21 protein-coding genes are annotated in these 22,188 nt (G+C 54.3%); 9 read left to right on the top strand and 12 right to left on the bottom strand.

The features are described 5' to 3' along the window. The first annotated feature begins 4 nt into the window (after positions 1-4). The 5 genes from O5O45_RS17960 to O5O45_RS17940 all read left to right on the top strand — a co-directional run bounded on the left by O5O45_RS17960 (position 5) and on the right by O5O45_RS17940 (position 4,885). The gene (locus O5O45_RS17960; protein WP_305900740.1) at positions 5-1,351 is read left to right on the top strand and encodes an ABC1 kinase family protein; all 1,347 of its coding nucleotides are present in this window, start codon (positions 5-7) and stop codon (positions 1,349-1,351) included. Between the two features lie 168 nt (positions 1,352-1,519). Continuing rightward, positions 1,520-1,684, top strand: a complete 165-nt coding sequence (locus tag O5O45_RS17955; RefSeq protein WP_011395591.1) for a hypothetical protein — start codon at positions 1,520-1,522, stop codon at positions 1,682-1,684. A 170-nt stretch (positions 1,685-1,854) separates the two neighbouring features. Beyond that, positions 1,855-3,063, top strand: a complete 1,209-nt coding sequence (locus tag O5O45_RS17950) for an IS256 family transposase (protein ID WP_305900391.1) — start codon at positions 1,855-1,857, stop codon at positions 3,061-3,063. Positions 3,064-3,305: 242 nt separating this feature from the next. Continuing rightward, entirely contained in the window at positions 3,306-4,049 is a 744-nt protein-coding gene (locus O5O45_RS17945; RefSeq protein WP_305900739.1) for a 4'-phosphopantetheinyl transferase family protein, read from the top strand. A gap of 23 nt (positions 4,050-4,072) precedes the next feature. Next, positions 4,073-4,885 (top strand): crotonase/enoyl-CoA hydratase family protein, encoded by an 813-nt coding sequence (locus tag O5O45_RS17940; protein ID WP_305900738.1) that lies wholly within the window; start codon positions 4,073-4,075, stop codon positions 4,883-4,885. Between the two features lie 48 nt (positions 4,886-4,933). Here O5O45_RS17940 and O5O45_RS17935 read toward each other — a convergent pair whose 3' ends face one another. The 3 genes from O5O45_RS17935 to O5O45_RS17925 all read right to left on the bottom strand — a co-directional run bounded on the left by O5O45_RS17935 (position 4,934) and on the right by O5O45_RS17925 (position 8,414). Continuing rightward, positions 4,934-6,262 carry a glycerophosphodiester phosphodiesterase family protein gene (locus tag O5O45_RS17935; protein WP_305900737.1) on the bottom strand — a complete coding sequence of 443 codons (1,329 nt, stop codon included), beginning with the start codon at positions 6,260-6,262 and terminating at the stop codon, positions 4,934-4,936. Positions 6,263-6,603: 341 nt separating this feature from the next. Next, positions 6,604-7,266 (bottom strand): hypothetical protein, encoded by a 663-nt coding sequence (locus O5O45_RS17930; protein ID WP_305900736.1) that lies wholly within the window; start codon positions 7,264-7,266, stop codon positions 6,604-6,606. Between the two features lie 263 nt (positions 7,267-7,529). Continuing rightward, complete coding sequence (locus tag O5O45_RS17925) at positions 7,530-8,414, bottom strand: immunoglobulin domain-containing protein (protein ID WP_305900735.1); 885 nt, start codon at positions 8,412-8,414, stop codon at positions 7,530-7,532. Positions 8,415-8,740: 326 nt separating this feature from the next. Here O5O45_RS17925 and O5O45_RS17920 point away from each other — a divergent pair, with 326 nt between their 5' ends. Beyond that, positions 8,741-9,124: a hypothetical protein gene (locus O5O45_RS17920; protein WP_305900734.1), complete on the top strand. Its 384-nt coding sequence runs from the start codon at positions 8,741-8,743 to the stop codon at positions 9,122-9,124. Positions 9,125-9,184: 60 nt separating this feature from the next. Here O5O45_RS17920 and O5O45_RS17915 read toward each other — a convergent pair whose 3' ends face one another. From O5O45_RS17915 to O5O45_RS17885, 7 genes are all read right to left on the bottom strand, one after another. Then, positions 9,185-11,569, bottom strand: coding sequence for a glycosyl hydrolase family 18 protein (locus O5O45_RS17915; RefSeq protein WP_305900733.1), 2,385 nt, complete (start codon positions 11,567-11,569; stop codon positions 9,185-9,187). A gap of 290 nt (positions 11,570-11,859) precedes the next feature. Next, positions 11,860-12,063, bottom strand: a complete 204-nt coding sequence (locus O5O45_RS17910; RefSeq protein WP_305900732.1) for a tautomerase family protein — start codon at positions 12,061-12,063, stop codon at positions 11,860-11,862. A gap of 50 nt (positions 12,064-12,113) precedes the next feature. Then, positions 12,114-13,016 (bottom strand): DMT family transporter, encoded by a 903-nt coding sequence (locus O5O45_RS17905; RefSeq protein WP_305900731.1) that lies wholly within the window; start codon positions 13,014-13,016, stop codon positions 12,114-12,116. Positions 13,017-13,036: 20 nt separating this feature from the next. Beyond that, positions 13,037-14,350 carry an aminotransferase-like domain-containing protein gene (locus O5O45_RS17900; RefSeq protein ID WP_305900730.1) on the bottom strand — a complete coding sequence of 438 codons (1,314 nt, stop codon included), beginning with the start codon at positions 14,348-14,350 and terminating at the stop codon, positions 13,037-13,039. Between the two features lie 3 nt (positions 14,351-14,353). After that, positions 14,354-15,274: a phytanoyl-CoA dioxygenase family protein gene (locus tag O5O45_RS17895; protein WP_305900729.1), complete on the bottom strand. Its 921-nt coding sequence runs from the start codon at positions 15,272-15,274 to the stop codon at positions 14,354-14,356. A gap of 59 nt (positions 15,275-15,333) precedes the next feature. Further along, a complete protein-coding gene (locus O5O45_RS17890) occupies positions 15,334-15,846 on the bottom strand; it encodes a VOC family protein (RefSeq protein ID WP_305900728.1) in 513 nt (170 codons plus the stop codon). After that, positions 15,843-16,961, bottom strand: coding sequence for an alpha-hydroxy acid oxidase (locus O5O45_RS17885; protein WP_305900727.1), 1,119 nt, complete (start codon positions 16,959-16,961; stop codon positions 15,843-15,845). Before O5O45_RS17885 ends, O5O45_RS17890 begins: the two co-directional genes overlap by 4 nt. 312 nt (positions 16,962-17,273) lie before the next feature. Between O5O45_RS17885 and O5O45_RS17880 the strand changes: the two genes are divergently transcribed. Continuing rightward, entirely contained in the window at positions 17,274-17,831 is a 558-nt protein-coding gene (locus tag O5O45_RS17880; RefSeq protein WP_305900726.1) for a MaoC/PaaZ C-terminal domain-containing protein, read from the top strand. A 44-nt stretch (positions 17,832-17,875) separates the two neighbouring features. Here O5O45_RS17880 and O5O45_RS17875 read toward each other — a convergent pair whose 3' ends face one another. Next, the gene (locus O5O45_RS17875; protein WP_305900725.1) at positions 17,876-18,067 is read right to left on the bottom strand and encodes a hypothetical protein; all 192 of its coding nucleotides are present in this window, start codon (positions 18,065-18,067) and stop codon (positions 17,876-17,878) included. Positions 18,068-18,262: 195 nt separating this feature from the next. On the opposite strand from O5O45_RS17875, the gene O5O45_RS17870 reads away from it, so the two are divergent. Continuing rightward, positions 18,263-19,348 carry an AI-2E family transporter gene (locus O5O45_RS17870; RefSeq protein WP_305900724.1) on the top strand — a complete coding sequence of 362 codons (1,086 nt, stop codon included), beginning with the start codon at positions 18,263-18,265 and terminating at the stop codon, positions 19,346-19,348. Positions 19,349-19,383: 35 nt separating this feature from the next. Here O5O45_RS17870 and O5O45_RS17865 read toward each other — a convergent pair whose 3' ends face one another. Beyond that, on the bottom strand, positions 19,384-21,183 hold the full coding sequence (locus O5O45_RS17865; protein WP_305900723.1) for an acyl-CoA dehydrogenase C-terminal domain-containing protein: 1,800 nt from the start codon (positions 21,181-21,183) through the stop codon (positions 19,384-19,386). A 218-nt stretch (positions 21,184-21,401) separates the two neighbouring features. On the opposite strand from O5O45_RS17865, the gene O5O45_RS17860 reads away from it, so the two are divergent. Beyond that, entirely contained in the window at positions 21,402-22,181 is a 780-nt protein-coding gene (locus O5O45_RS17860; protein WP_305900722.1) for a hypothetical protein, read from the top strand. The last annotated feature ends 7 nt before the right edge of the window (positions 22,182-22,188 follow it).

The following is a 22,188-nucleotide window of genomic DNA, read 5'->3' as shown; positions in this document are numbered from 1 at the left end:
AATTTTGGCTAAGCGGACAAAGGACGACAGCAAGCAAAAAACAGCGCCGGCAACCAGGACCAAGCGGTTTCTGAAGCTGGCCGGCATGACGGCGTCCGTGGCGGGCAGTTATGCGGCGGAGCGGGTGCGACGCGCTTTCAATGAAGAAGACAAGGAAGAGCGCCAGGCCAAGGCCTACGACAAGATGGCCAACCAAATCGCCGACACCCTAGGCGAATTGAAGGGCGCGGTGATGAAAGTGGGCCAGATCGCCTCCCAGACCCAGGACTTTTTGCCCAAAGAGTTTTCTCAGGCGTTGCAGCGTCTGCAGAAAGAAGCGCCACCCATGGATTACGAGGTGATCGCCAAGCAGATCGAGAGAGAGCTGGGTGCGCCGCCGCAGGAATTATTCAAAGAATTCAGCGAGGAGCCCTACGCGGCGGCCTCCATTGGCCAGGTTCACAAGGCGATCACCCTGGATGGCAAAGAGGTTATCGTCAAGGTGCAGTATCCGGGCGTAGACCGATCCGTGGACTCTGATCTCAAGCAGCTCAAGTTGACGCTGAAGCTGGGTGGGCTGCTCAAGCTGCCGAAAGAAAGCGTCGATCAGCTGTTCGAGGAGATTCGCGAGCGTCTTAACGAAGAACTCGACTATGAGAATGAAGCCCGCAACATTGCGGATTTTCAGCGCTTTCACGCTAAAGACAAAGGTTTGATCATTCCCAGCGTGGTGCGTCAGCTATCCAGCAAACGGGTGTTGACCATGGAGTGCGTGGAAGGAGATCACATCAGTGCGGTCAGCGCAGAGGCATATGGGCAGGACGTCATTAATCTGATCGGACGACGCTTGTTTCGCATCATGGCGGATCAGTTATTCAAGTTTCACGCGATTCATGGCGACCCTCACGCGGGCAATTTCGCGTTTCGGCCTGACGGCTCCATCATCATGTATGACTTCGGCTGCGTAAAACGCCTGAAGCCGGAGATAGTGCACGCCTACAGCCAGGCTTTAACGGCGGGACTCAATGCGGATTACGACGCGCTGGACAATTATCTGGTGGACCTGGGCGTCAGGGTGAGCGGAAAACCAGCGGTGGAGCAGGACTACTACGCCATGTGGCGGGATATCTTCATACGTCCGTTCCGCAGCAGGGACGAGGCGTTCGACTTCGCCAGCTCCAATCTGCATAAGCAAGTGGCGTCCAAGGCGACCACAGTGTTCAAGTACATGGACTTTTTCCAGCCGCCAGTGGAAAGCCTGTTTATCGACAGAATGATCGCCGGTCATTATTGGATGATGATGCGATTAGGGGTGCAAGCGGCTTTCCGTAAAGAACTGGAAGACTACCTCGATCTTTCCTCCGCTGCCTGACAAGGCGCCCAAAATGGTCACATTCTGCCCTTTTCGGGCGGAAGTGTGACGTAGTTAGGGTTTGGAACGCCGTATTTCTCACGGAAAACGAGCCAACTCAGTGGCAATATAGACGTTCGCGAAAAGCTAAGCGTTGTTGTATTGATACGGTAGTGAGCTAGTAAGTCCATGTTGAAAAATCTTCGTGAAACACTGATGGGACGAATCGCCGGCGAGAAGCGTTCCAGCAAGCAAGCTGAGGAGAAAAAGGCGGAAGTCAAAGCTCCTCAAGTGGAATTTGAAATGAGCGCACTCGAAGCCTTGCGTGTTTCCACTGTGACTCGTCGGGTGTAATGGCCCGCTGAACAAAACAACATAACGCCAAAAGATGTAGCTGAGCGCTTTCTTTTGTGTGAATAGGGACCTGGATGGTCCCTGTTTTTTTGCCCCCCTCGAGACTGTAATTTAATTTGTGTATCTGCCTATCACTAGTACCCTATAGCGGGGTTAAGGATAGGTAGACAATGAACCAGAAAGAATTAGAAGCATTTGCCCGTGAGGCAGCCAAATCTCTGAAAACAGAAAAGGATCTCAACGAGTTCCGTCAGATGCTCACCAAGGCGACCGTGGAAGCCGCGCTCAATGCAGAGCTGGATGTGCATCTGGGATACGAGAAACATCAATCTTCAAATTCAGACAATAGCCGTAACGGCTATTCCAGCAAGACCCTCCGTACCGAGGACGGTCAGTTTGAAGTTAATACTCCCAGAGATCGTCAGGGCAGCTTTGAGCCTCTACTGGTCAAGAAGCAGCAGACCCGCTTCACCACCATGGACGACAAGATTCTCAGCCTCTACGCCAAAGGCATGAGCACCCGAGAGATCGTGGCCACCTTTAAGGAAATGTATGGCGCGGATGTCTCTCCCACCTTAATCTCCAAAGTCACGGATGCCGTGATTGAGCGGGTGGTGGAATGGCAGTCTCGTCCTCTGGATGCGGTTTATCCCATCGTATACCTGGACTGTATTGTGGTGAAGATCCGCCAGGATAAGCAGGTGATCAACAAGGCGATCTATCTTGCCTTGGGAGTGAATCTGGAAGGTCACAAAGAACTGTTAGGGATGTGGATCTCTGAAACCGAAGGGGCGAAGTTCTGGCTTAATGTGCTGACCGAGTTACAGAACCGGGGCGTGAAGGACATTCTGATCGCCTGTGTGGATGGTCTGAAGGGTTTCCCCGAAGCGATCAATACCGTGTATCCCCAAACCCGGATACAGCTCTGTATCGTGCACATGGTGCGCAATGCGGTGAAGTATGTGCCATGGAAAGACTATAAGCCGGTCACAACAGATCTGAAGCGGATCTACCAATCGGCCACCGAAGAGGAAGCCCTCTCAGAGCTGGACAAATTTGCCGAACGATGGGATGAGAAATATCCCCAGATCAGCCGATCCTGGCGGCTTCACTGGGAGAATCTCAACACTCTGTTCCGCTACCCGGAAGACATTCGCAGGGCCATCTACACGACCAATGCCATTGAGTCCCTTAACAGCGTCATTAGGAAAGTGATCAAGAAACGGAAGCTGTTCCCCACGGATGATTCCGCGAGAAAGGTGGTGTATCTGGCGATCATGGATGCGTCGAAGAAATGGACGATGCCGATCAGGAATTGGAAGTCAGCGCTGAACCGATTTATGATCGAGTTCGAAGATCGCTTAACGGAGTATCTTTAATAACCAGGCAGATACACAGAATTATTTACAGGGTCCCCCCCTCTGAAACAAACCTCAAAAACTTTTTCAAAGACCGGTATTAAGCCGGCGGCTCCTATACATCCAGGGGCCTTTCTTCTGTGACTTATCGCCGAAAACTCTGGCGCGATGTGGACGAAATGTTGGAAAGTTTGCCCGCAAGCCCTTACACCTGTCTTTAAATCTGTTATATAACAGGCCTTTATTCTCCCGGATTAGTGAACGTGTCTACCGCCGACCATCCCGAATGCGCCATATACCTTGCTGATATTCGCCAGATCGACCCGGATCTTGATGCCTGTTACTGCGCCATGCTGGGACCCGGAGAAGACCAACGCCTTTCCTCGTTTCGCTTTCCCGAGGGACGTTTAAGCTTCTTGCTGGGGCGGGCATTGGCTCGGACGCAACTGGCGGGAAGACTGGGTTGCGAGCCTGCGGAAGTGACCATTGCTATCAGTGACAAGGGTAAGCCTTTTCTGCGAGATAAGGGGGCGACCTGGTGTTTCAGCATCGCTCATGCCGGAGCATGGGTGGCGCTGGCGATCGCCAAGACGCCGGTGGGGATTGATCTTGAGCGAGCGGAGCGGCGCAACGTCAAAGCTTTGGCGCGGCGTTTTTATACGGAGCAGGAATACCAGTGGGTGTGTGGACAACCCGAAGAAAGTCAGGCGCAATGCTTCTTCCGCATCTGGACGTTGAAGGAGGCGGAGGTGAAACGACGCGGCTCGACCATGTCAGAGCTGCTATCCGGGGCTCCGTTCCGTCTGCATGATGACTTGGCGATGGCGGAGTTTGCCGAGGGTGAGGAGTGCGGGTATGGGCTGTTTCAGTGGCGTGAGGAGCAATTGCTGGGGGTGGCCCTGAGCGAGCCGCGCCCGATGCGCTTTTTTGAAGGCTTGCCGGGACAGGGCTCCGCCCAGGTTTCGCCAAGTCTTCTGGCTGGTTCGGAAAACTGGCGACATCAATAATAGAAAGAGAGTGGATACTAATAATGTCAGAATACTCAACACTTAGCGTTACACAGGAAGGCGGCGTCGCCGTCATTGAATTGAATCGCCCCGACAAGGCCAATGCGCTGAACATGGCGATGTGGGAAGAAATCGGCTTGGCGTTTCGCCGGGCGGATCAGGAAAGCGCTGTGCGGGTCGTGGTGCTGCGCGGTGCGGGTAAGCACTTCTGTTCAGGCATCGACCTGATGGACTTCGCTTCCGTGATGACAGGCAAGGAAAAGTGCGACGGTCGTCGTCGTGAAGAGTTGCGCCGTCTGATCCTCAAGCTGCAAGGCTGTCTCTCCGCTATCGAGGAGTGCCGTAAGCCAGTGCTGGCCGCCTTGCACGGCGGTTGTATCGGCGGTGGCGTGGATATGGTGGCGAGTTGCGATATGCGCTACATCTCTGCGGAAGGCTATCTGCAGATCAAGGAAATCGATATCGGCATGACGGCGGATGTGGGCACTTTACAGAGGTTGCCGCATATTATCGGCGACGGCGTTATGCGTGAGCTGGCGTATACCGGTCGTAAAGTCGACGCGGAGGAGGCGCGGGCCATTGGTTTGGTTAATCGTGTGTATGAGTCGCCGGAAGCCTTGATGGCGGGCGTCATGGAAACCGCTCAGGTGATCGCCAGCAAGTCGCCCTTGGCTATTCGCGGCACGAAAGAGATGATCAAGTACACCCGTGATCACAGTGTCGCGGACAGTCTGAATTACGTCGCTACCTGGAATGCGGCCATGCTGATCAGCGAGGATATTCAGGAAGCCATGATGGCGCAGATGCAGAAGCGTGAGCCCAAGTTCAGGGACTAACCTGCCAAGAAGAAAGGGGAGGGTGATCCTCCCCTGGAATGTTAAGACTTACTTTTTGTTCCCGTGTCTCGGTCTTTCTTCGTTGATTTTCAGGAACATGTCTCGCGCTCTGACGCCCAGGTCAGGGTTATCCGTGAAGAATCCGCTTACCCCAAGGCCAAGCATTTGAATCGCTTCGCCGGTCAGAGTCTGTGGTTCGTTGTTCGGATGCAGGGTCAGGAACTGTTCTTCCACGCGTAGCGTGTAAGGGTGAATCTCCAGCCCGTTCGCCAGGGCCTCCTGCAGGAAGGGATGTACGCCGCCAGTCAGCTTGCTGCCGACCTCGGCTTTGCCGTCGCCGTTGGTGTCTTGCTTCTCGTCAAGGCTGGCGCGCAGCAGGAAGCTGTTTTTCCAGGGACCGACGCCTTCCGCGTAGTTATCCGCAATAAACTTGACGGTTTGTGGAGTGACCAGTTTGCCGTAACCGGTTGTATCGCTGACGCCGCCTTCGACCAAGTCATTCAGCTCGCCATAGATTGTCGCCATGTCCGCGCCGTGTTTCGCGTTGTAGTACATGTCGTAGGGGCGGGAGAAGTTGCTGTCCGGCTGTACGTAGATATCATCAAAGTCGCCATACAACTGCACCAACGGTAGATCCACGTTGTTGCTGGGCATGATGTCCTTCTGCAGCTCCATCAGGTTCTCAACCTCGAAAGATTGAATGTAAACCCGCGTGGGATCGGTGAAGTTCTCGCTGACGAGGGTTTCGATCAGCTTGCGGCCGATGGACATATTGATCTTGCCGCCGCCCAAAAACTCGCCTTCTTTGGCGAAATAGGTGGGATGCTTGGTTTCTGGATAGAGGCCGACTTTTTTGCCTGTGTTATGTTCGATCAGGCGCACCATGCCGATGATTTCTTCCAGCGTGGGAATGGCGAACTTGCCATCAAAGCGGGTATTGCGGGGACGCACTTCTGGAATGCGTTCTTTAGCGCGCAATGTTTTGATTTCCGCCAGGGTGAAGTCTTCGCTGAACCAACCGGTCATGGCGACGCCATCGATCATTTTGGTGGTTTTGCGATCGGTGAATTCAGGATGATCCGCCACATCAGTGGAGCCGCCCAGTTCGTTTTCATGGCGGGCGATCAGATGGCCGTCTTTGGTTGGCACGAGGTCGGGTTCGATAAAATCCGCGCCCTGGCGAATAGCCAGCCAGTAGCTGGCGAGCGTGTGCTCAGGACGGTATCCGGGAGCGCCCCGATGGCCGATGACGATAGGGTGGTCGGCGGCTGCGGTGGCGACCGCCGGTTGCTTGGCCTGCGCTGCGGTAACTCCTGCGCTGAGCGCGGCCGCGGCGATCCAGGGGAGACACTTCGGCCAAGTGAAATACTGTTTCATCGTTATATCCCTAATTAGATTTCTCATTCACAATCAGTAGAGTACAAACTAATAGAAGAAAATGACAGTTTAAGGTCAGGCTATTTTTAGCCGCTTAAAGCCATCGTCAGCAAGTTTCAATTTGGTCATGAAAACCAGGATTTGCAGGGGTTTACAGACGCTCTTTAAGGGCTTTCAGAGGCCTCCATGGCGATTGCCTGCGACCGTTTAGGGCGCGCTTTACAGAAATTTAATGCGCCCTCATTCAAAGGGGGGCCGAGGTGACGTTCGGATTGTCGAAAGGCGCAAGCCGGAAATTTTCACTTCCGGCTTACTAAGATGGATTTAGTTAGCCCTTGTCGTCAAAGAGGGGCCATTTCCCAGGTGACGGAGTAGGAAGCGGAAACGCTTTGTGATTGCGGGCCGCCGGATATGCTGCCGCTGGAACTGAACTCGACTTTGTATGTGCGGCCTTTTTCGGCGGGAATCTCGATATAGTCGACACCGTCTTTGAATCCGTTTTTCGGATCATAGGCGATGCTGCCTCTGTAACCATTTCCGCCAGCGGACACATAACTGTTCAGGGGTAAGCAGGGGGCAATCTCCGGGCAGTTGCGTTCTATTTGCTCAACGTTGAAGTTGACGCGCAGTACGCCGTCTTCGGTGGCGCGGATACTGTGCTGGAAGTTGCCGCCGTGACTGATCGTAACGCCGCCTCGGTCTCCTTCGCTGCGGTCGATATCGGCGTCAATGTAGTAGCTCAGCGTGGCGCCGTTATCGAAATGGGAAACTTCCAGATTGTAATCCAGAGAGGCGGACGCGCTGCTTCCATTGACGCTGAGGTCGTAATTTTGGCGCACAGGCTCTGCCCCGTGCAATGTCTTGCTTTCGTATTCTCTCTGGGTTTCGCCGCCAACACCGGCCTGGGCCGTGCTTCTGTAATACTCAAACAGGGTTTCGGCGGCGCTGACCTGAGTGGAAAGCATTGTTGCGGCTGCAGCCACAAGTATCAGATTCTTCTTCATAAATCATATTCCTTGAAAATGTAACAAGAGATTGGCCATAGCGCAGGATCGCGTTTCCAGGCGCTACCCATATAAAAACTCATCGCTGAACCGAAAACGTCCCGGGCATGGAGGAGTTATGTGGCACTAGGATAAATCGGCGGGAAGACGCTGACTTGTAAAAAACGGACACGGTTTTACTGGGCGGCGGGAGAACAAAAAATGGGGCCAAAGGCCCCGAATGACATCGTTGGGAAAAGTCGATAAGACGAGCCCGAGAGGGCTCAGAAAATCTGCTTGCTCATGACGTTGGAGAAGTCGCTCTCAATGCCTGAGGTGTCCACCACGGTGACTGCGAAGTAGTGAACGCCGCTGTCCAGGCCGCCGAAGGTGTAGTCTGTCGCATCCGCCTGCGCTTCCACGCTGGCGCCCCAGGAGCCGTCTTCAGTGGTGTGATAGATGCGGTAGGCGGAAATTTCCTGTTGGGTCAGTGCGCTGCCGTCTTCGCGAGTATTCGGTGTGCTCCAGACCAGGCGCACGCTTTGGTTGACTGTTAAGGACAAGGTTGCGCCGTTGCTGGTGACGGAACCGGTGGCGTTGCTGATGATAACGTCATAAACGCCTGCGTCGCTGTCGTCCAGGTTTGACAGGCTCAGGTAAGACTGCACGGCGTCAGTGATGATTGCGCCATTTTTACGCCACTGATAATTCAAAGCTCCGCTGCCTGATGCGCTGACGTTCAGAGTAACGGCTTCCCCTTTGCCGGCGCTTTGAGAGGCAGGTTGCAGGCTGATCACGATATCCAGTGCAACATCGCTTTCCTGACTGGAGTCCTGAGTGTCGTTTTGGGCCTGGTCCTGCTGATCTGTCTGTTGTGTGTCCTGCTGGGTTTGAGTGGAAGAGCCTGAATTGGACTGGCTGCTGTCCGCGACAGTGTCATTGGTGGCGGATGAGTTCGTGGTGGAAGTATCTGTCTGGGTGGTGGTTTGTGCGCTGGCGTCAGACGCTGAACTTGTGTTTTCCACCTGTGAAGAGGTAGTCCCTTGAATGGAGACAGAGCTGTTGTCCGAGCTTTCATCCGCCGCTCCGCCGCCGCAGCCATGTAACGCCAGCGTCGCGGCTAAAATCGCGGTGGACAGTATTCTGGTTTGGGTGGTTTGAGCAGCCATCGGTCACTTCCTTCGTTATATGTCAACTTATGATCAATAGTAGATGGCTATAAATGAAAAAGACTGTAAAACGTCACACGCAGCTAACGCAAAACGTCAAAAAAATGGCGAATCGGGATAAATCTTGAACTTTGTATGCAAAGTGTGCGGTTCCTCTCAATTTTCGACGTGCGGAAAAGGAGGGTTGGAACAGGGGCTGAATAGTCCAATGCGCGGATGTACGCCCTGTGGGCTATCGAGTAAAGTGGTCGGCCCGTGCAGTCGCTAATATTACGAACGGCTCAGATGAGCGTTGTTGCGCCCTTTACCTAAGGATGAGTCCCCCCATGAACTTCTATGAACACTATCTTGCTTCCTGGCTAACGGACTGGACCGATTGGGCGTTGCTGGCCTGTGGCGTCTATACGGTTATATTTGGAATGTTTGAGGTGTTCTGTCGACAAACAAGGCTGTATGACTACTTGTTTTCTGCAAACTTCGTCCTCCTTCTATTACTGCAACTCCTGTTACCTGTGATGGCCATCTGGGGCGCCAATTTTGTGCAGCCAGGGCTGATTTTCATGGCGATCTACACGGCGCTCTTTTTTATCAGCACCTCTCATGTAAACGAGGGCGGAATCGCATTCATGATCCATCTCCAACTACTGATAGTGATCCTTCCCCTGGCGATTCTGATTCGGATGATCCGGTTTATTTGGATGCTGTTTTAAGGGGAATTGGATGGAGATAAGGCCCTCATTTGAGGGCCTTTTGCGTATTACTCAGCGCAATCAGCGTAGGCTTTTGATTAAGCTTTCACATTCGCTGGCGCTAATATTTTCACCGCAGACCGGAATCTGGTTTTGCGGTTTGCCGTTGGCGAGGTCGTTCACCAGGGCGTTGCCGAGAACGTGGTTGACGGCGTTGAGGTTGTAGCCGTTGTCCTGTTCCGCCATCCAGAAGAAGACGCCGGCGAAACCGTTGTCCTTGGCGTATTGCGCTTTCAACGCAGCGGTTCGCGGCGTCTCTATCGTGATAAAGGAGCCGATGGCGGGTTGCACAAGATAGTCGGCATTGGAGGCTTTGTCGGTGTACAGCTTGTACCCGTTGTAAGGCCGTAATGACGGGTCAAGGAAGCTTTGATACATCTCATAGCCTTCCAGAACGCCAGCTTCCCAACTGCCGTATCCGGCGATGGCGAGAATAAAGTCAGTGGTTCCCGGCGCCTGATTGGGCTGGTGGGTGGTCGCGCCGGCGACGCCATTGCTGTACTCGGTGATATCCGCCGCACTATTGAGGCGCTTGGCGCGATGATAATTCGCCACACCGACCATCAGTTTGTTATTGGGGACGCCTTTTCCTTGCAGGTAAGTCATCGCGGTTGTGACCGAGGTATTGGCGGACGAGCCCCGAGCGCTCGGGTTGACCTGCATGGGGGTGTGATTGCTCAGCTCGCGCTCCCAGGCGCCGGTGAGGTCATAGGTCATCACATACAAGCGATCCATATACGGATGCACGGCAGGCCAGTCGATCAGGTCGAGACGACCGGTCCTCGCAGGGATCGCTGAAGACAGGCGATAATGCTTGCCGGTTTTCTGCCCCAGCCAATCCATGCCCGCGCGTATTTCCTTCAACAGACGCACGTAATTGGCGGCGTCTTCCGGCGTATCCGCATCTGGAACAGCGCCGTCGGAGGCGGGGTATTCCCAATCGATATCGATACCGTCGAAGTCAAAGCGTTGTAAAAAGTGGATCAAGGAGTCGACGAACGCTTTGCGTCTGGTGTCATCCCGCGACATCCAGCCGAAGCCTTCAGAGAGGGTCCAGCCGCCGACGGAGAGATCCAGCTTCAGGTGCGGATTATCTTTTCTCAGTTTATAGAGTACGCCGAATACGCCTCCGACACTGGCAGGTTCCAGTTCATACATGCTTTCCGTCCCTGTCACGCTGCCGGGAACGCCTACATTGCGCACAAACGCTGCTTCAAAATCGGCGATAGCCATGGCTCCATCCGGCAAATTGCTTTGGTTGCAAGTGCGGTTCACCGCTGCTGGAGCGGACGTGGGAAAGCCCGGATCCTGAGTGCTGGACGCATCCGGATAGCAGATGCCAGAAAAACCGTAGACGATGCGGTGCAGGTTTTTTACAGGGAGTTTGGTGAAATCATAGCGCCGACCATAAATCGCCCAGTCGCCGATGTAGGTGACAATTTCCGTTCCCGCACGCAGGGAGTACGTATTGTGCTGCAACGGCACGGTTCCGGGAGGCAGTTTGGAAACCCGGGCGCCGTTATCAGCGTCAAAGCCGGGATGATCCCCGCCCGGATCGGTGGATGGGACTGAAGAGCGCGGCGATCCGGTGGACGGCGTATTGGAGATGCGCGCCGCGCCGATGGCGCCGCCAGAGAAGGTGACGCCGGCGTTGGGGTTGCCGTCGACAGGCAGCGGATCGCCGTAGTCGATGTCGTTGGGAATCGGCACTGGGCACAGGCTGTCATCAGGAACCCCCACCAGCTTCCAGCGATCAGGGTAGGTGGGATCGTTAGGGGGAATGCCCCAAACGTCCACTTGGGCCTGGTAAACGCCGCCTTGATACGCCGCCACGGCTCCGGTGCGATAGACTTTGCTGGCGCTCCAGGCGCTGGCGCAGAAGGGCGTATCCGGGCCAGGGCCGGGATCATCAGGGTTGTCGGGATCGTCTGTTCCGCAAGGTCCAATTAAGGTCCAGGCTGAACTCCAGCTGCTGCCGACGCCCGGCTCATACGCCCAGGCGGCGGCGGACGAGCACCAGCCGGCGATGTCGCAGCGATAGTCGTCGCCAAGGTTTTGCACAACCTGTCCTGCGCTGTAGCTGGTTCCGGCGGAATACTGTGGAGCATCGCAGGCGCCGGGGTCGTCACCGGGGCCGCCGTCATCAGGTGGCGAACCGCCATCGCAGGCGCCGAGGCCGTTCCAGGCCTGTTCCCAAGCCCAGCCTACGCCGGGTTCATAGGCGCCGCCTAACCCGCACCAACCGCTGACGTTGCAGCGATAAGCGTTGTCGTGATGTTGACGAATGGCGTTGGCGCCGATAGCGCCGGTTTCAAAGGGGGCTACGTCGGTGCAGTCATAAGCGTAGCTATTGGCGGCGATGGTCCAAACGCCGCCAATTAAGAGGGTGGCCAATAGCTTCTTCATGGTCCATGTCTCTCGTGTGGTTGGTTAACAATCCTGGGTCAGCCAACTGTCATACCACCAAAATGGCTTCGCCAAGCGGTGGCCGAGCGCACCCGTGCTGGACCGGCGCACGGTCAGTTTATGTGGGCCGGACTCGTCGCGGGGAGCGAAGAATCCGGCCCGGTACTGCAGAAGTTCTTTATAGTAATTGGTGAGTTTTTAACCTTTTTACCCGTTATTGGCAATAGGCCGGTCGGGGGAAGAAAATCGCCGCTAAAATAGAGAGTTATGCTATTTTGCCGGAGAAACCTTTAACCGTCTTTGCCAGCTTTGGCGTCAACGTGCAACAAGCCGGCTTTTCCCCAATTGCTGTCGTCGTAGTCCTGCAAAAATATAGTGACCGACTCCGGTTTGACGCCGTAGCTGGTCACAAAGGCGTCGGTTATCTTTTTCACCAGCTCCCGTTTCTGCTCCAGGGTCCGGCCGGGGGATTGCGCGATGGTGACGACGGGCATGAGAGACTCCTTATTTTAGGTTGGTAGGCCGATATAAACGGATAGATGCATCAGCTTTGTTGTCTGGCCAGCGAAGCGGGACGCCACCAAAGTTTGGAGACCATCAAGAAATTACCGAAGATGATGACGCCAACGCCGGAGAACGTTGTGGCGTCCCACTGATAGTCTTCAAACAGCGTGGAGATCAGGATCGCGACGACAGGGAAAGCCACCATGCAATACGCGGCTTTGTTGATGCCGATTTTGTTCACCAAAGTCAGATAGATCGTAAAACCGAGCACCGACGCGAAAATCGCCAGATACAGCAGGCTAAAAATATATTGGGAGGTGAAGCTGAACCTGAGCGGCGTGTCGGTGGCGAACACGGCAAGCAGCAGCACCACAGCGCCGTAGGCCATGGAATAACCATTGCCGGTGAGCGGCGTAATGCCTTTGGCTCCGTTACGCACGGAGATCATATTACCCAGTGAAAATATTAATGTGCCCAGTAATGCGAACAGCATTCCGGTAAAAAAGTCCGCGCCAAAGTTTTGCTGAGTCAGTTCCCGCCAAAACAGGAGCACAATGCCGACTATGCCGAAAGTGATGCCGATGAACTCGCTTTGCGAAGTGCTTTGACGCAGGAACAGCCAGCGATTGACGCTGTTGAACAGCAACACGGTGGAGAAAATGATCGCGACGATGCCGCTGGGGATGTATTGGGTGGCGTGATAAAAACACAGAAAGTTCAGGGAAAAAAAGCACAACCCCTGCCCGGCGAACCACAGGTGGTCGACAGGCTGGGTCTTCTGGATTTTTTTTAGCAGAAACAGGGCGGGCAGCAGCAATAACGCGGCGATGGCGAAGCGATAGAAAATGGACGTCAGGATGGGAACTTCGCCCAACTGCATGTGGATCGCGATCCATGACGTGCCCCACACCAGAATACAGGCGATATATAGAAAAGCGGTCATACGAGCTTGTCTCCTTTGCTCTAGCTGGCGGCCGCCTCAGGCGCGCGCAGGGCCAGACATTCCTTGATAAATTTGCTCAGGCGGGAAACCCCTTCGCTGATCTGCTCCGGCGTCAGGTAGCTGAATGAGAGCCGGATTTCATTGGATTCCCGCGGCGGCGAATAGAACATTTCCATCGGCGTCCATAGCACGCCGTGTTGTTCCGCTGAGGCTTTTAGCTGCTTCAGGTTAACAGTGAACGGCAGCGTGAGCACGAGAAAAAAGCCCCCGTCCGGTCTGTTCCAGGTTATTTGCGAACGCAGGGGCGAACCTTTGGGAAAGGCAATCTCAAGCTGATTCAGCAAATGCTTCAGGTTGTGCTGATAGAAATGGATTCTGCTCTCGCAATGCAATCGCAGGTCTCCCTTGCATTCCAACAACACGCCGCCGACCACTGCCTGACAGATCGGCGATGTATTGAGCGTCAGCATGCTTTTGATTTTGGTAAGCGCTTCCGCCAGTCGACGGGATACAATAAACCCCAAGCGCACGCCGGGAAACAGAGTCTTGGAGAACGAACCCAGATACGCCACAGAACGGCCGTGTCTATCCAGCGAGGCCAGCGTAGGTTTGATGGCGCTCGCCGCGCCGAAAATACCGTAGGGATTATCTTCTATCACGGTGAAGTTGTAGGTGTGCGAAAGCCAGACCAGATCCATGCGTTGGCTAAGCGGTAACGAGACGCCAGTGGGGTTGCAGAAGTCGGCGTTGATATACAGCGCTTTGACTTTATTGCCTTCCGCTTCCAGCGCCTGAATCTTGTTCTCGATATCGCTGATTTCCACGCCTTGATCGTGTACGTCGAAAGTTTCGATTCGGATATCCAGCAGTCTGGCTGCGCCGATAATGCCGACGTACACCGGTTGTGGGACCAGCAAGACATCGCGAGAGTCTGCGAACAGGGCGCGCAGAGTCAGAATCATTCCTTCCTGCGCGCCGGAGGTGACCACGATGTCTTCGGGACGACAGACCACGCCATCGGTCTTCTCCAGCATATCGGCGATAAGCCCGCGAATATGCCCTTCGGATGGTCCGTACTGAAACAACTGGGTAATGACGGCGCCCTCCGGTCGATGCTCAGTGTGAGTGAGATGCTCGACGTAGCGCTGCAGATAACGCCCGATATCATCGATCCGAAAGTCCGTTTCGATCGGACGCCCGGGCGCGAACGATATCGCCTTGGGGTATTGCCCGGCGATATCGTTAAGAAAGGTCATGGAGTTTAGACAGGGGTCCGCCAGGGAGGCGTGCAACGGCAGCTCCTCGCGATTGTCCTGAGGTTGCATCGCGCTCATGATTTACTCCTTCCAGATCTGTGGACAAAAGTCCGGATCGGCATAGTCAGGATCGCCCTGGCTGTTTTTACGGCAGAAATAGTCGTTGTTGTATTTCAACAGGGTTCCGTCCGCCAGCGTGTGTCGCTTATAGGTATTGCTTGCGTCCTGCAGGTGCAGAGAAATCGAGACTCGATCCACTTGGCTGTAGTTAGGCGCGCTGCCATGAAAGGTGTGACAGCTATGGAAGCTGATATGGCCGCGTTTGCCGGTCATGGCGATTTTTCTGACGGTGTCGCCATTAAACTGAGCCGTTTCTTCCAACATGGCGTGCAGTTCCTCGACGCTGCGTCGCCCGAAGTGACGGGTGACACTGTCGTCTGCGTCGACCTCCCGCCAGCGGTGGCTGCCGTCGATCATTTCCAGGGCGCCCATGCCTTCAAAACAATCATAAAAGTTGATAAAGGCGGTCAGCAGTTTGTTGGACGTGCAGGTTGACCAGTAATGGGCGTCCTTGTGCCAGGGAACGACAGGGCGGAACATGCCCTCCGCCGCAAAGTCGCCGCGGGCGGGTTTGGTGATGAGGGCGCTGTTCCACACGCGAATTTCATCTGTCTGCGACAAGCGGGCGGCGATGGCGCCAATGATTGGTTTGGTCAGCAGGCGCCGAAACGTATCGCTTTCATAGTGCACGTAGTCGTTGTTACGAGCCACGTCGCCGTCTTCCGGGGTCCAGTAGGCCAACGTGGAAGGCATGGTCGGCAGGCGTCTGTCGCGCTTGCCTGCATAATAATCGCGACTTTCCTGAGCGAAGGCGTCCAGCTCCTCGTCAGTGAACACTTTGCCGGTCATGAACCAGCCATGCTCCTGGTAAAAACGCACGTCCTCATCGCTGGGCAATAGAGCATGTTCCTGCTCGCTCAGTGGGTATTCCGCTATGTACACGTCATATTCCTTTCTATGTTTAATGTCGGAGAGAGCCGCCGCAACAGCTGCGGCGTTTATCAATAGGCGTCGCTGGCTTCCAGTTGGCGGAACAGGTCTTCCACGTTCTGTTCCGAAAAGCCTTCTTCCTCGTTTCTTTCTATGAACTCGATCATGACGCCGGAGTTAGGACAGCGCACGGTGAAGCGCTGGATGAGATCCGGGCCTTTGATGGTTTTGGTGCTGAAGTCCAGCCCTTGCGTTTCCAGTTCCTTGCACAGGCTTTCCACGTCCTCCACTTCGATGGCGATGTGCTGCGGTCCTGGGCCGTATTCGTTGATAAAGCGGGTAATCTGAGAGGCTTCGTTGGCGCCTTCCAATAAAACGAACTTGATCGGGCCCGCCTCCATGACGGCGGAATGCATAGCGCTGTGAGCGCCGGTAGTGGTCATGCGGTCGGACAGGGTGAATCCCATCATGCTGAAATAGCCGATGGCCTGCTCCAGATCCAGCACTGCAATGGCTACGTGATCGATTTTTTTCGCCTTATGCCTGAGCATTAACTTAGACATGCTTTCCCAACCTGTCGTCATAGGGGTTCTCCTTGATGTGAGGGGTGTTCGGTCCAAATAATTTCCTGGCTAATGTCTGCAAGAGTGGCGCAACCGCAGATGTGCATGCTGAGCGTCAGATCATCGATGAGTTGTCGTAACACGGCGGCGACGCCATGTACGCCGGCGGCGGCGAGCCCCCACAGAACCGGGCGGCCCACCCCTACTGCGTCTGCGCCCAGGGCCAGGGCTTTGAGAATGTCCGCACCGCTGCGCACGCCGCCGTCGACAATGAGCGGCATGGTTGCGCCTACGCGCCGGCGTATATGTGGCAGCATGTCGATGGCGGAGACATGATGATCAAGTTGTCGGCCGCCGTGATTCGATAGATACAAAGCGTCGACGTCGTGTTCCAGTGCAATTTCCGCATCCTGCGGATGCAGCACGCCTTTTAATATCAGCGGCATGCGGGTCTGATTTTTCACCCAGTCCACATCGTCCCAGGACAGCGCAGGCTCCAGTTGTTCGGCGACAAAGGCGGCGACGCCGGACTGGCCGGGGATGGGCGCCTGCATGTAAGGCGGCTCGCCAAGCTTGTCGGCGCGGCTTTGGTAGCGTTTAACATCGAACCCATTGCGACGATCCCGTAGCCGAGCGCCCATGCGTGGCACGTCAACAGTCAGCACCAGGGCGCTGCAGCCGGTGTCCTGCGCCTGTTGAATCATGTCTCGATTGCGCCCCCGATCTTTGTACAGGTAAAGCTGAAACATGACCGGCTCTGCGGAGTGTTTGCAGAGGGACTCCAGCGGCGTGTCTGACATGGTGCTGATAATGAGTGGCGCGCCGCATTGGTTGGCGGCCGCCAGGGTCGCCAGCTCACCTTCAGGGTGAGCAAGTTGATGGTGCGCGCTGGGGGCGACGATAAGTGGGGTAGCTGGCGGGCGGGCGCTCTGGAGTGGCGATAAGCGCGGCGCGCTCGTATCGACTTCGCTAATGCCGCGCAGGACTCGGGAAATCAGTTTGACCCGCTCCAGGGCGCTGATATTTTCCTGCAAAGACCGCTCACGCCCTGCGCCGCCAGCGATAAAATCATAGACTTCCGGAGCTAAGCGGCGTTTAGCTAGCTCTTCCCAATCCTCAATACAAACCGGCTCCATGCAGGCTCCCTTTGGTGTGATGGTTTCCCTGTCCGTTCAATGTGAAGGAGTGCGCCCTCTGACGATATCCGAAGGGCTCCTCCAGACGGACATAACGGAAAATATTCAGATTCGTCTCTGATTGAATATTTTCGTAAATTTTCTAATTTGTACGTATTTTTTACTCTATTGGCCTCATTAATTCTCTGTCAACGAAAATTTGATGAAATTTCGAATAATGACGAAGGTTGGGAACATTGGGAATGCATTGCTCATAACGGGCGTTATGAATTAAAACTCCCCCTTGCCGTTGGCGTCTGTGAGGTGGTGAGAATGAGAAAAAGAAAGTTTTTCACTTTTCTATGCAATCCCGGCGTCGCAGCTAGACTATGTCTACATGACCATTTTCATGAGTGGATGAAAGGAGTTCAGACCATGGCTAAATCGATGCGGGATCTTCAGGTAGGCGAAAATTTGGGCGAAAGTCGATGGGTGAGAGTTGATCAGGCGCTGATTGATCAGTTTGCCGATTGCACTCGTGACAGGCAGTGGATTCATGTGGATGAGGAACGGTGCCGGAGGGAGAGCCCTTATGGCCAGCCCATCGCTCATGGCTTTTTGGCGCTGTCGCTGTTGCCGGGGCTGTTATATGAGTTGATCTCGCCGCCAGAGGGCGATTATGCACTGATTAATTATGGTCTGGAGCAAGTGCGCTTTCTTGAGGCGGTACGGAGCGGCGATGAAATTCGCTTAGAAGCGACGTTGGAGAGTATTCAACAAAAGCCGAGTGGGACACTCTATCGAATAAATTGCGCGGCGCGTATTAATCATCGCGAAAAGCCTGCCCTGGCGGCTGCATTATTGGTGTTGTGTGCGGAGCTGAAGCCCTAGAGTGTATTGCGCAGTGGCTGGCTTCAGCGCTATCTGGAGATTGTCTAGAAACCTTGCAGGCTGGCGAGGTTTTTGACTTCGCCTGCGCTGACGGTGCAAAAGCTTAAAGGAGCTTGCTTTTGTTGGTCGCTGATAACTTTTACTTGGGCCGCCGCGACTTTGCGCAGGCTGTCGAAAGGCAGTGTGGTCACGGAATCGTCTTTTTGGGTAAGGGCTCTAAGCAGTTTGCTGAACATGATGTCGTATCCCGTAGTTATTGTTGCTTACATTCAGTAGCGACCTTCTCTGGCGGATCCCGTCAAAAAAGTAAAAAATGTCATATTTTTATGCGCAGGGTGGCGCGCCGCGTTGTTCCCTTGGGTGCGCAGCCAATAAAAACATGAGATTATCTCCGCCCATCTTTCGAAATATCCTGTAAGAGATCCCCTTAGATGCAACGAAACCTTGAAGACCGATCCTTTTTGCTGCTGTTGCTGGCTGTGACCTTTGGGTTTGGCGTGCTGATTTTGCCGTTCTTTTACGCCATATTCTGGGCGGCGATGTTGGCCATTCTGTTCGCGCCGCTGCATCGCTGGCTGATTCGGCGGTTCCCCGGCAGGGATAACGTCAGCGCGTTGCTGACATTGCTGGCCAGCTTATTGATTGTGGTGATTCCGCTGGCGGTGATGATGACGATGCTGGCGAAGGAGGGGGCCAGAGTCTATCAGCAGGTCAGCTCCGGCGAGATACAGTTACAGGTACTGGTGGACAAAGCCAGAGCCGCCATGCCGGTGATACAGGAACTGGCTGAGCGCTTCGAGATTGATCTGGGCAACGTCAAACAAATGCTGTCTCAGGCGGCGTTGACGGGCAGTAAGTTTTTCGCCACTCAGGCGTTCAATTTTGGGCAGGAATACCTGCAGTTCACTGTCAGTTTTGTGCTGATGCTTTATCTGACTTTTTTCTTTTTAAGAGACGGTCGCAGTTTGATACAGCTGTTGATTCGCGCTCTACCTTTGGGCGACACACGTGAAATCCACCTCTTTCAAAAGTTTGCGGAGGTGTCCCGGGCGACCGTAAAAGGCAACTTAGTAGTGGCTATGGTGCAGGGCTCCCTCGGCGGTTTGATCTTCTGGGCGCTTGGCATCAAAGGTGCGCTATTGTGGGGCGTGGTGATGGTGGTGCTGTCGTTGTTGCCGGCGGTGGGGTCCGCCTTGGTATGGGGGCCGGCGGCGGCATATCTGTTTTTCAGCGGCGATGTTTTCAAAGGCGTTGTGCTGGTGCTGTTCGGCTTCTTTGTCATTGGACTGGTGGATAACGTGTTACGCCCGGTGCTGGTGGGGCGCGACACCAAAATGCCTGACTACCTTGTGCTGTTATCGACCCTGGGCGGCTTGTCGTTATTCGGCTTGAACGGATTCGTGCTGGGGCCGGTACTGACCGCGTTGTTCCTGGCGTTCTGGCAGATCTTTATGGAGGAGTTCAATAACGGCGAAGAAGAGACCTTCGTCGATGAAGACGAGGCGTCTGGAGTCTGATAAAACCGGGCGCGTATTGCGCCCGGATGTGCTTATCAGTTGAGGTGGAACAACTCCTCCGGCAGCGCCATCAAGCTGTCCGAGCCGGCTTTGACGCTGGCGGCGAGTGAGCGGGTGCGGGGCAGCAGACGCTCAAAGTAAAACTCCGCCGTGTGCAGTTTGGCTTGATAGAAGTCACTGTCGCCGCTCTGTGCATCCAGCTTCTCCTTGGCGGTCAGCGCCATGCGCAGCCAGAAATAGGCCAGACAAACGTAGCCGGAATACATCAGAAATTCGACTGAGGCTGCGCCGATTTCGTCCGGGTTTGACTGGGCCTTCTCTGCTACTCCCTGAGCAAGTTGCAGCCATTCATCGAGGTGTTGCAGGAGCGCGTCCGTCCAGACACTAAAGTGGCGGGCGGTGTTCTGAGTTTCGCAAAACGCGCGTATCTCATTAACAAACTGGCGCAGTAACTCTCCCTTGCTGCCGATGATTTTGCGAGCCAGCAAGTCTATTGCCTGGATGCCGGTGGTGCCTTCATACATGGTGCAAATGCGGGTATCCCTGGCCAGCTGCTCCATACCCCATTCTTTGATAAAGCCGTGGCCGCCGTAGACCTGCATGCCGTAGCTTGTGCACTCCTGCGCGGTTTCCGTCAAAAAGGCTTTGACGATCGGCGTCAGCAGCGCCAGTTTCGCCTCGGCGGAGGCTTTTGCGTCAGCGTCTTCGCTGTACAGAGTCAGGTCGATCTGCTGAGTGCAGTACATCGCCAGGGCGCGTCCGCCTTCGCGGATCGCTTTCTGTGTCAGCAGCATGCGCCGTACATCTGGGTGCACGATGATTGGATCTGCGGGTTTGTCCTTGTTGACGGGGCCTTTGAGCGAGCGCATTTGTAAGCGATCGCGCGCGTAGCTGATAGCGCCTTGAAACGCCGCCTCGGTTGCCGCCAGACCTTCCAGTCCCACGCCGACGCGCGCGGCATTCATAAAGGTGAACATGCAGTTGAGTCCGCGATTGGGCTCGCCGATCAGATAGCCGCGCGCGCCGTCGAAATTCATGACGCAGGTGGCGCTGCCTTTGATGCCCATCTTATGCTCAAGGGAGCCGCAGGATAAAGTATTAGGCGTCGTGATTTCGCCGCTTTCGGACACGTTGAACTTGGGTACGATAAACAGGGAGATTCCTTTGGTGCCCGCTGGTGCGTCCGGCAGGCGGGCCAGGACGACATGGACGATGTTGTCGGACAGATCATGGTCGCCGGCGGAGATGAAAATTTTGGTCCCGGTTATGGCGTAAGCGCCGTCAGGTTGCGGCTCAGCTTTGGTTTTCAGCAGTCCCAAGTCTGATCCACAGTGAGGTTCAGTCAGGCACATGGTGCCGGTCCAGCGCCCTGCAATCAGGTGAGGTAAGAAACGCTGCCTTTGAGAATCCGAACCATGGGCGAGGATGGTTTCAATACAGCCTTGGCTCAGTCCGGGGTACATGGCCCAAGCGTGATTGGCGCCGGAGAACCACTCGGACAGAACGCTCGACAGCGAATACGGTAGGCCCTGGCCATCATACTCTAATGGCTGCGACATGGCCGGCCAGCCGCCCTCGACATACTGTTGATAAGCTTCTTTAAACCCTTTGGGCGTTGTCACGACGCCTTCATGCCAGGAACAGCCCTCTGTATCGCCCACCGCATTCAGCGGCGCCAGGATATTCTCCGCAAACTTACCGCCCTCCTGCAGGATCGCCTGCACCATATCCGGCGTCGCATCCGCGAACCCCAGCTTTTCGTAATGCTCGAAGAAACCCAACAGTTCATCCATCACAAACGCCACATCACGCTGCGGAGCTTTGTAGTTCAACATATGCCTACCTCGTCTTAATCAATCACGAACAGCCAAATATACTCAGCCAATGCACCCAGTTTACCTGTAGGGGCTGGTCAAGCCGTTGGTGGTTTTTGACAAAAATGATGCTACTTCAGACGAAAGGGGGAGTAGATATTTTGTAAAAGGGGATGATTTTTTGACTGCTAAAAAGTGATAAAGTCACTAGTTTCGCGTTGTGATTAGGGTGGAGTAAAGTGCGAGTCGCTCATGAAGAGTGTTCAGTTACAGCAATATTGCTAAGCTACCTACGGCCTGAAAATATACAAAGGATTTTTGGGCAACTTGCAAAGAGCAAATATATTGACAAGATAATTGTTTCTAATAACAACCCTGATGTCGATCTTTGTCTATATATTGAGCAGCATCCAAAACTAAGATTAATCCAGCAGGTTGTTCATTATCCACCATGGATAAGATTTGAGTTTGCTGCACATGAACCCGCTAACTACTTTTTTTCTGTCGATGACGATATCTTCCTATCCGTAGAGCAGATTGATCTGTTGCTTGAACGATTGTTTGAAAGGCCTATTGTGCCTCATGGAGTATGGGGACAAAGAATAGTTAATACACCTAAAGGCCTCAAACTGGTTGATGGCGTTCAAGGGCAAAGTAGAAGCGTGGATGTGCTTAATCGGGTTTATGCATGCACAAAGGAGCATGTTTTAAACTCCTTTAAGTTATTAAAAATTTTGGGCTTGGATCACGCTAGAAAAATAGGTCCTTTCGAAGACGTTCTTTTAAGCTTTGGTTCGGCAGAGAGACCCTTTTGTCATGATCTTGGCGTGTTAGAGGAGTGTGAGTCTTCCAGTAGTCTTGAAAAAGCATTGCATATGAAGCCTGGTTTTATTGGACTCAGACAGCAGTTGGCTTTAGATATATTAGAGCGGGCTAAAGATATTCCTTGGCTTGAGCCAGAAAGATGTACGGTTGTTGAATATTTGAGCGATTATGAGCGTTTTTTGCTCGAAACTTAGTTTAGGT

It is taken from the genome of Hahella sp. HNIBRBA332 (assembly GCF_030719035.1).
GTDB lineage: Bacteria > Pseudomonadota > Gammaproteobacteria > Pseudomonadales > Oleiphilaceae > Hahella.
Note: the sequence above shows the minus strand (reverse complement) of the source record. Positions and strands in the feature narration are given on the sequence as shown.

Coding starts and splice junctions, on each gene's coding strand:
- O5O45_RS17955 (WP_011395591.1), top strand. CDS start 1,520: ATGTTGAAAAATCTTCGTGAAACACTGATGGGACGAATCGCCGGCGAG.
- O5O45_RS17950 (WP_305900391.1), top strand. CDS start 1,855: ATGAACCAGAAAGAATTAGAAGCATTTGCCCGTGAGGCAGCCAAATCT.
- O5O45_RS17940 (WP_305900738.1), top strand. CDS start 4,073: ATGTCAGAATACTCAACACTTAGCGTTACACAGGAAGGCGGCGTCGCC.
- O5O45_RS17935 (WP_305900737.1), bottom strand. CDS start 6,262: ATGAAACAGTATTTCACTTGGCCGAAGTGTCTCCCCTGGATCGCCGCG.
- O5O45_RS17930 (WP_305900736.1), bottom strand. CDS start 7,266: ATGAAGAAGAATCTGATACTTGTGGCTGCAGCCGCAACAATGCTTTCC.
- O5O45_RS17925 (WP_305900735.1), bottom strand. CDS start 8,414: ATGGCTGCTCAAACCACCCAAACCAGAATACTGTCCACCGCGATTTTA.
- O5O45_RS17920 (WP_305900734.1), top strand. CDS start 8,741: ATGAACTTCTATGAACACTATCTTGCTTCCTGGCTAACGGACTGGACC.
- O5O45_RS17915 (WP_305900733.1), bottom strand. CDS start 11,569: ATGAAGAAGCTATTGGCCACCCTCTTAATTGGCGGCGTTTGGACCATC.
- O5O45_RS17910 (WP_305900732.1), bottom strand. CDS start 12,063: ATGCCCGTCGTCACCATCGCGCAATCCCCCGGCCGGACCCTGGAGCAG.
- O5O45_RS17905 (WP_305900731.1), bottom strand. CDS start 13,016: ATGACCGCTTTTCTATATATCGCCTGTATTCTGGTGTGGGGCACGTCA.
- O5O45_RS17900 (WP_305900730.1), bottom strand. CDS start 14,350: ATGAGCGCGATGCAACCTCAGGACAATCGCGAGGAGCTGCCGTTGCAC.
- O5O45_RS17890 (WP_305900728.1), bottom strand. CDS start 15,846: ATGACGACAGGTTGGGAAAGCATGTCTAAGTTAATGCTCAGGCATAAG.
- O5O45_RS17885 (WP_305900727.1), bottom strand. CDS start 16,961: ATGGAGCCGGTTTGTATTGAGGATTGGGAAGAGCTAGCTAAACGCCGC.
- O5O45_RS17880 (WP_305900726.1), top strand. CDS start 17,274: ATGAGAAAAAGAAAGTTTTTCACTTTTCTATGCAATCCCGGCGTCGCA.
- O5O45_RS17875 (WP_305900725.1), bottom strand. CDS start 18,067: ATGTTCAGCAAACTGCTTAGAGCCCTTACCCAAAAAGACGATTCCGTG.
- O5O45_RS17870 (WP_305900724.1), top strand. CDS start 18,263: ATGCAACGAAACCTTGAAGACCGATCCTTTTTGCTGCTGTTGCTGGCT.
- O5O45_RS17865 (WP_305900723.1), bottom strand. CDS start 21,183: ATGTTGAACTACAAAGCTCCGCAGCGTGATGTGGCGTTTGTGATGGAT.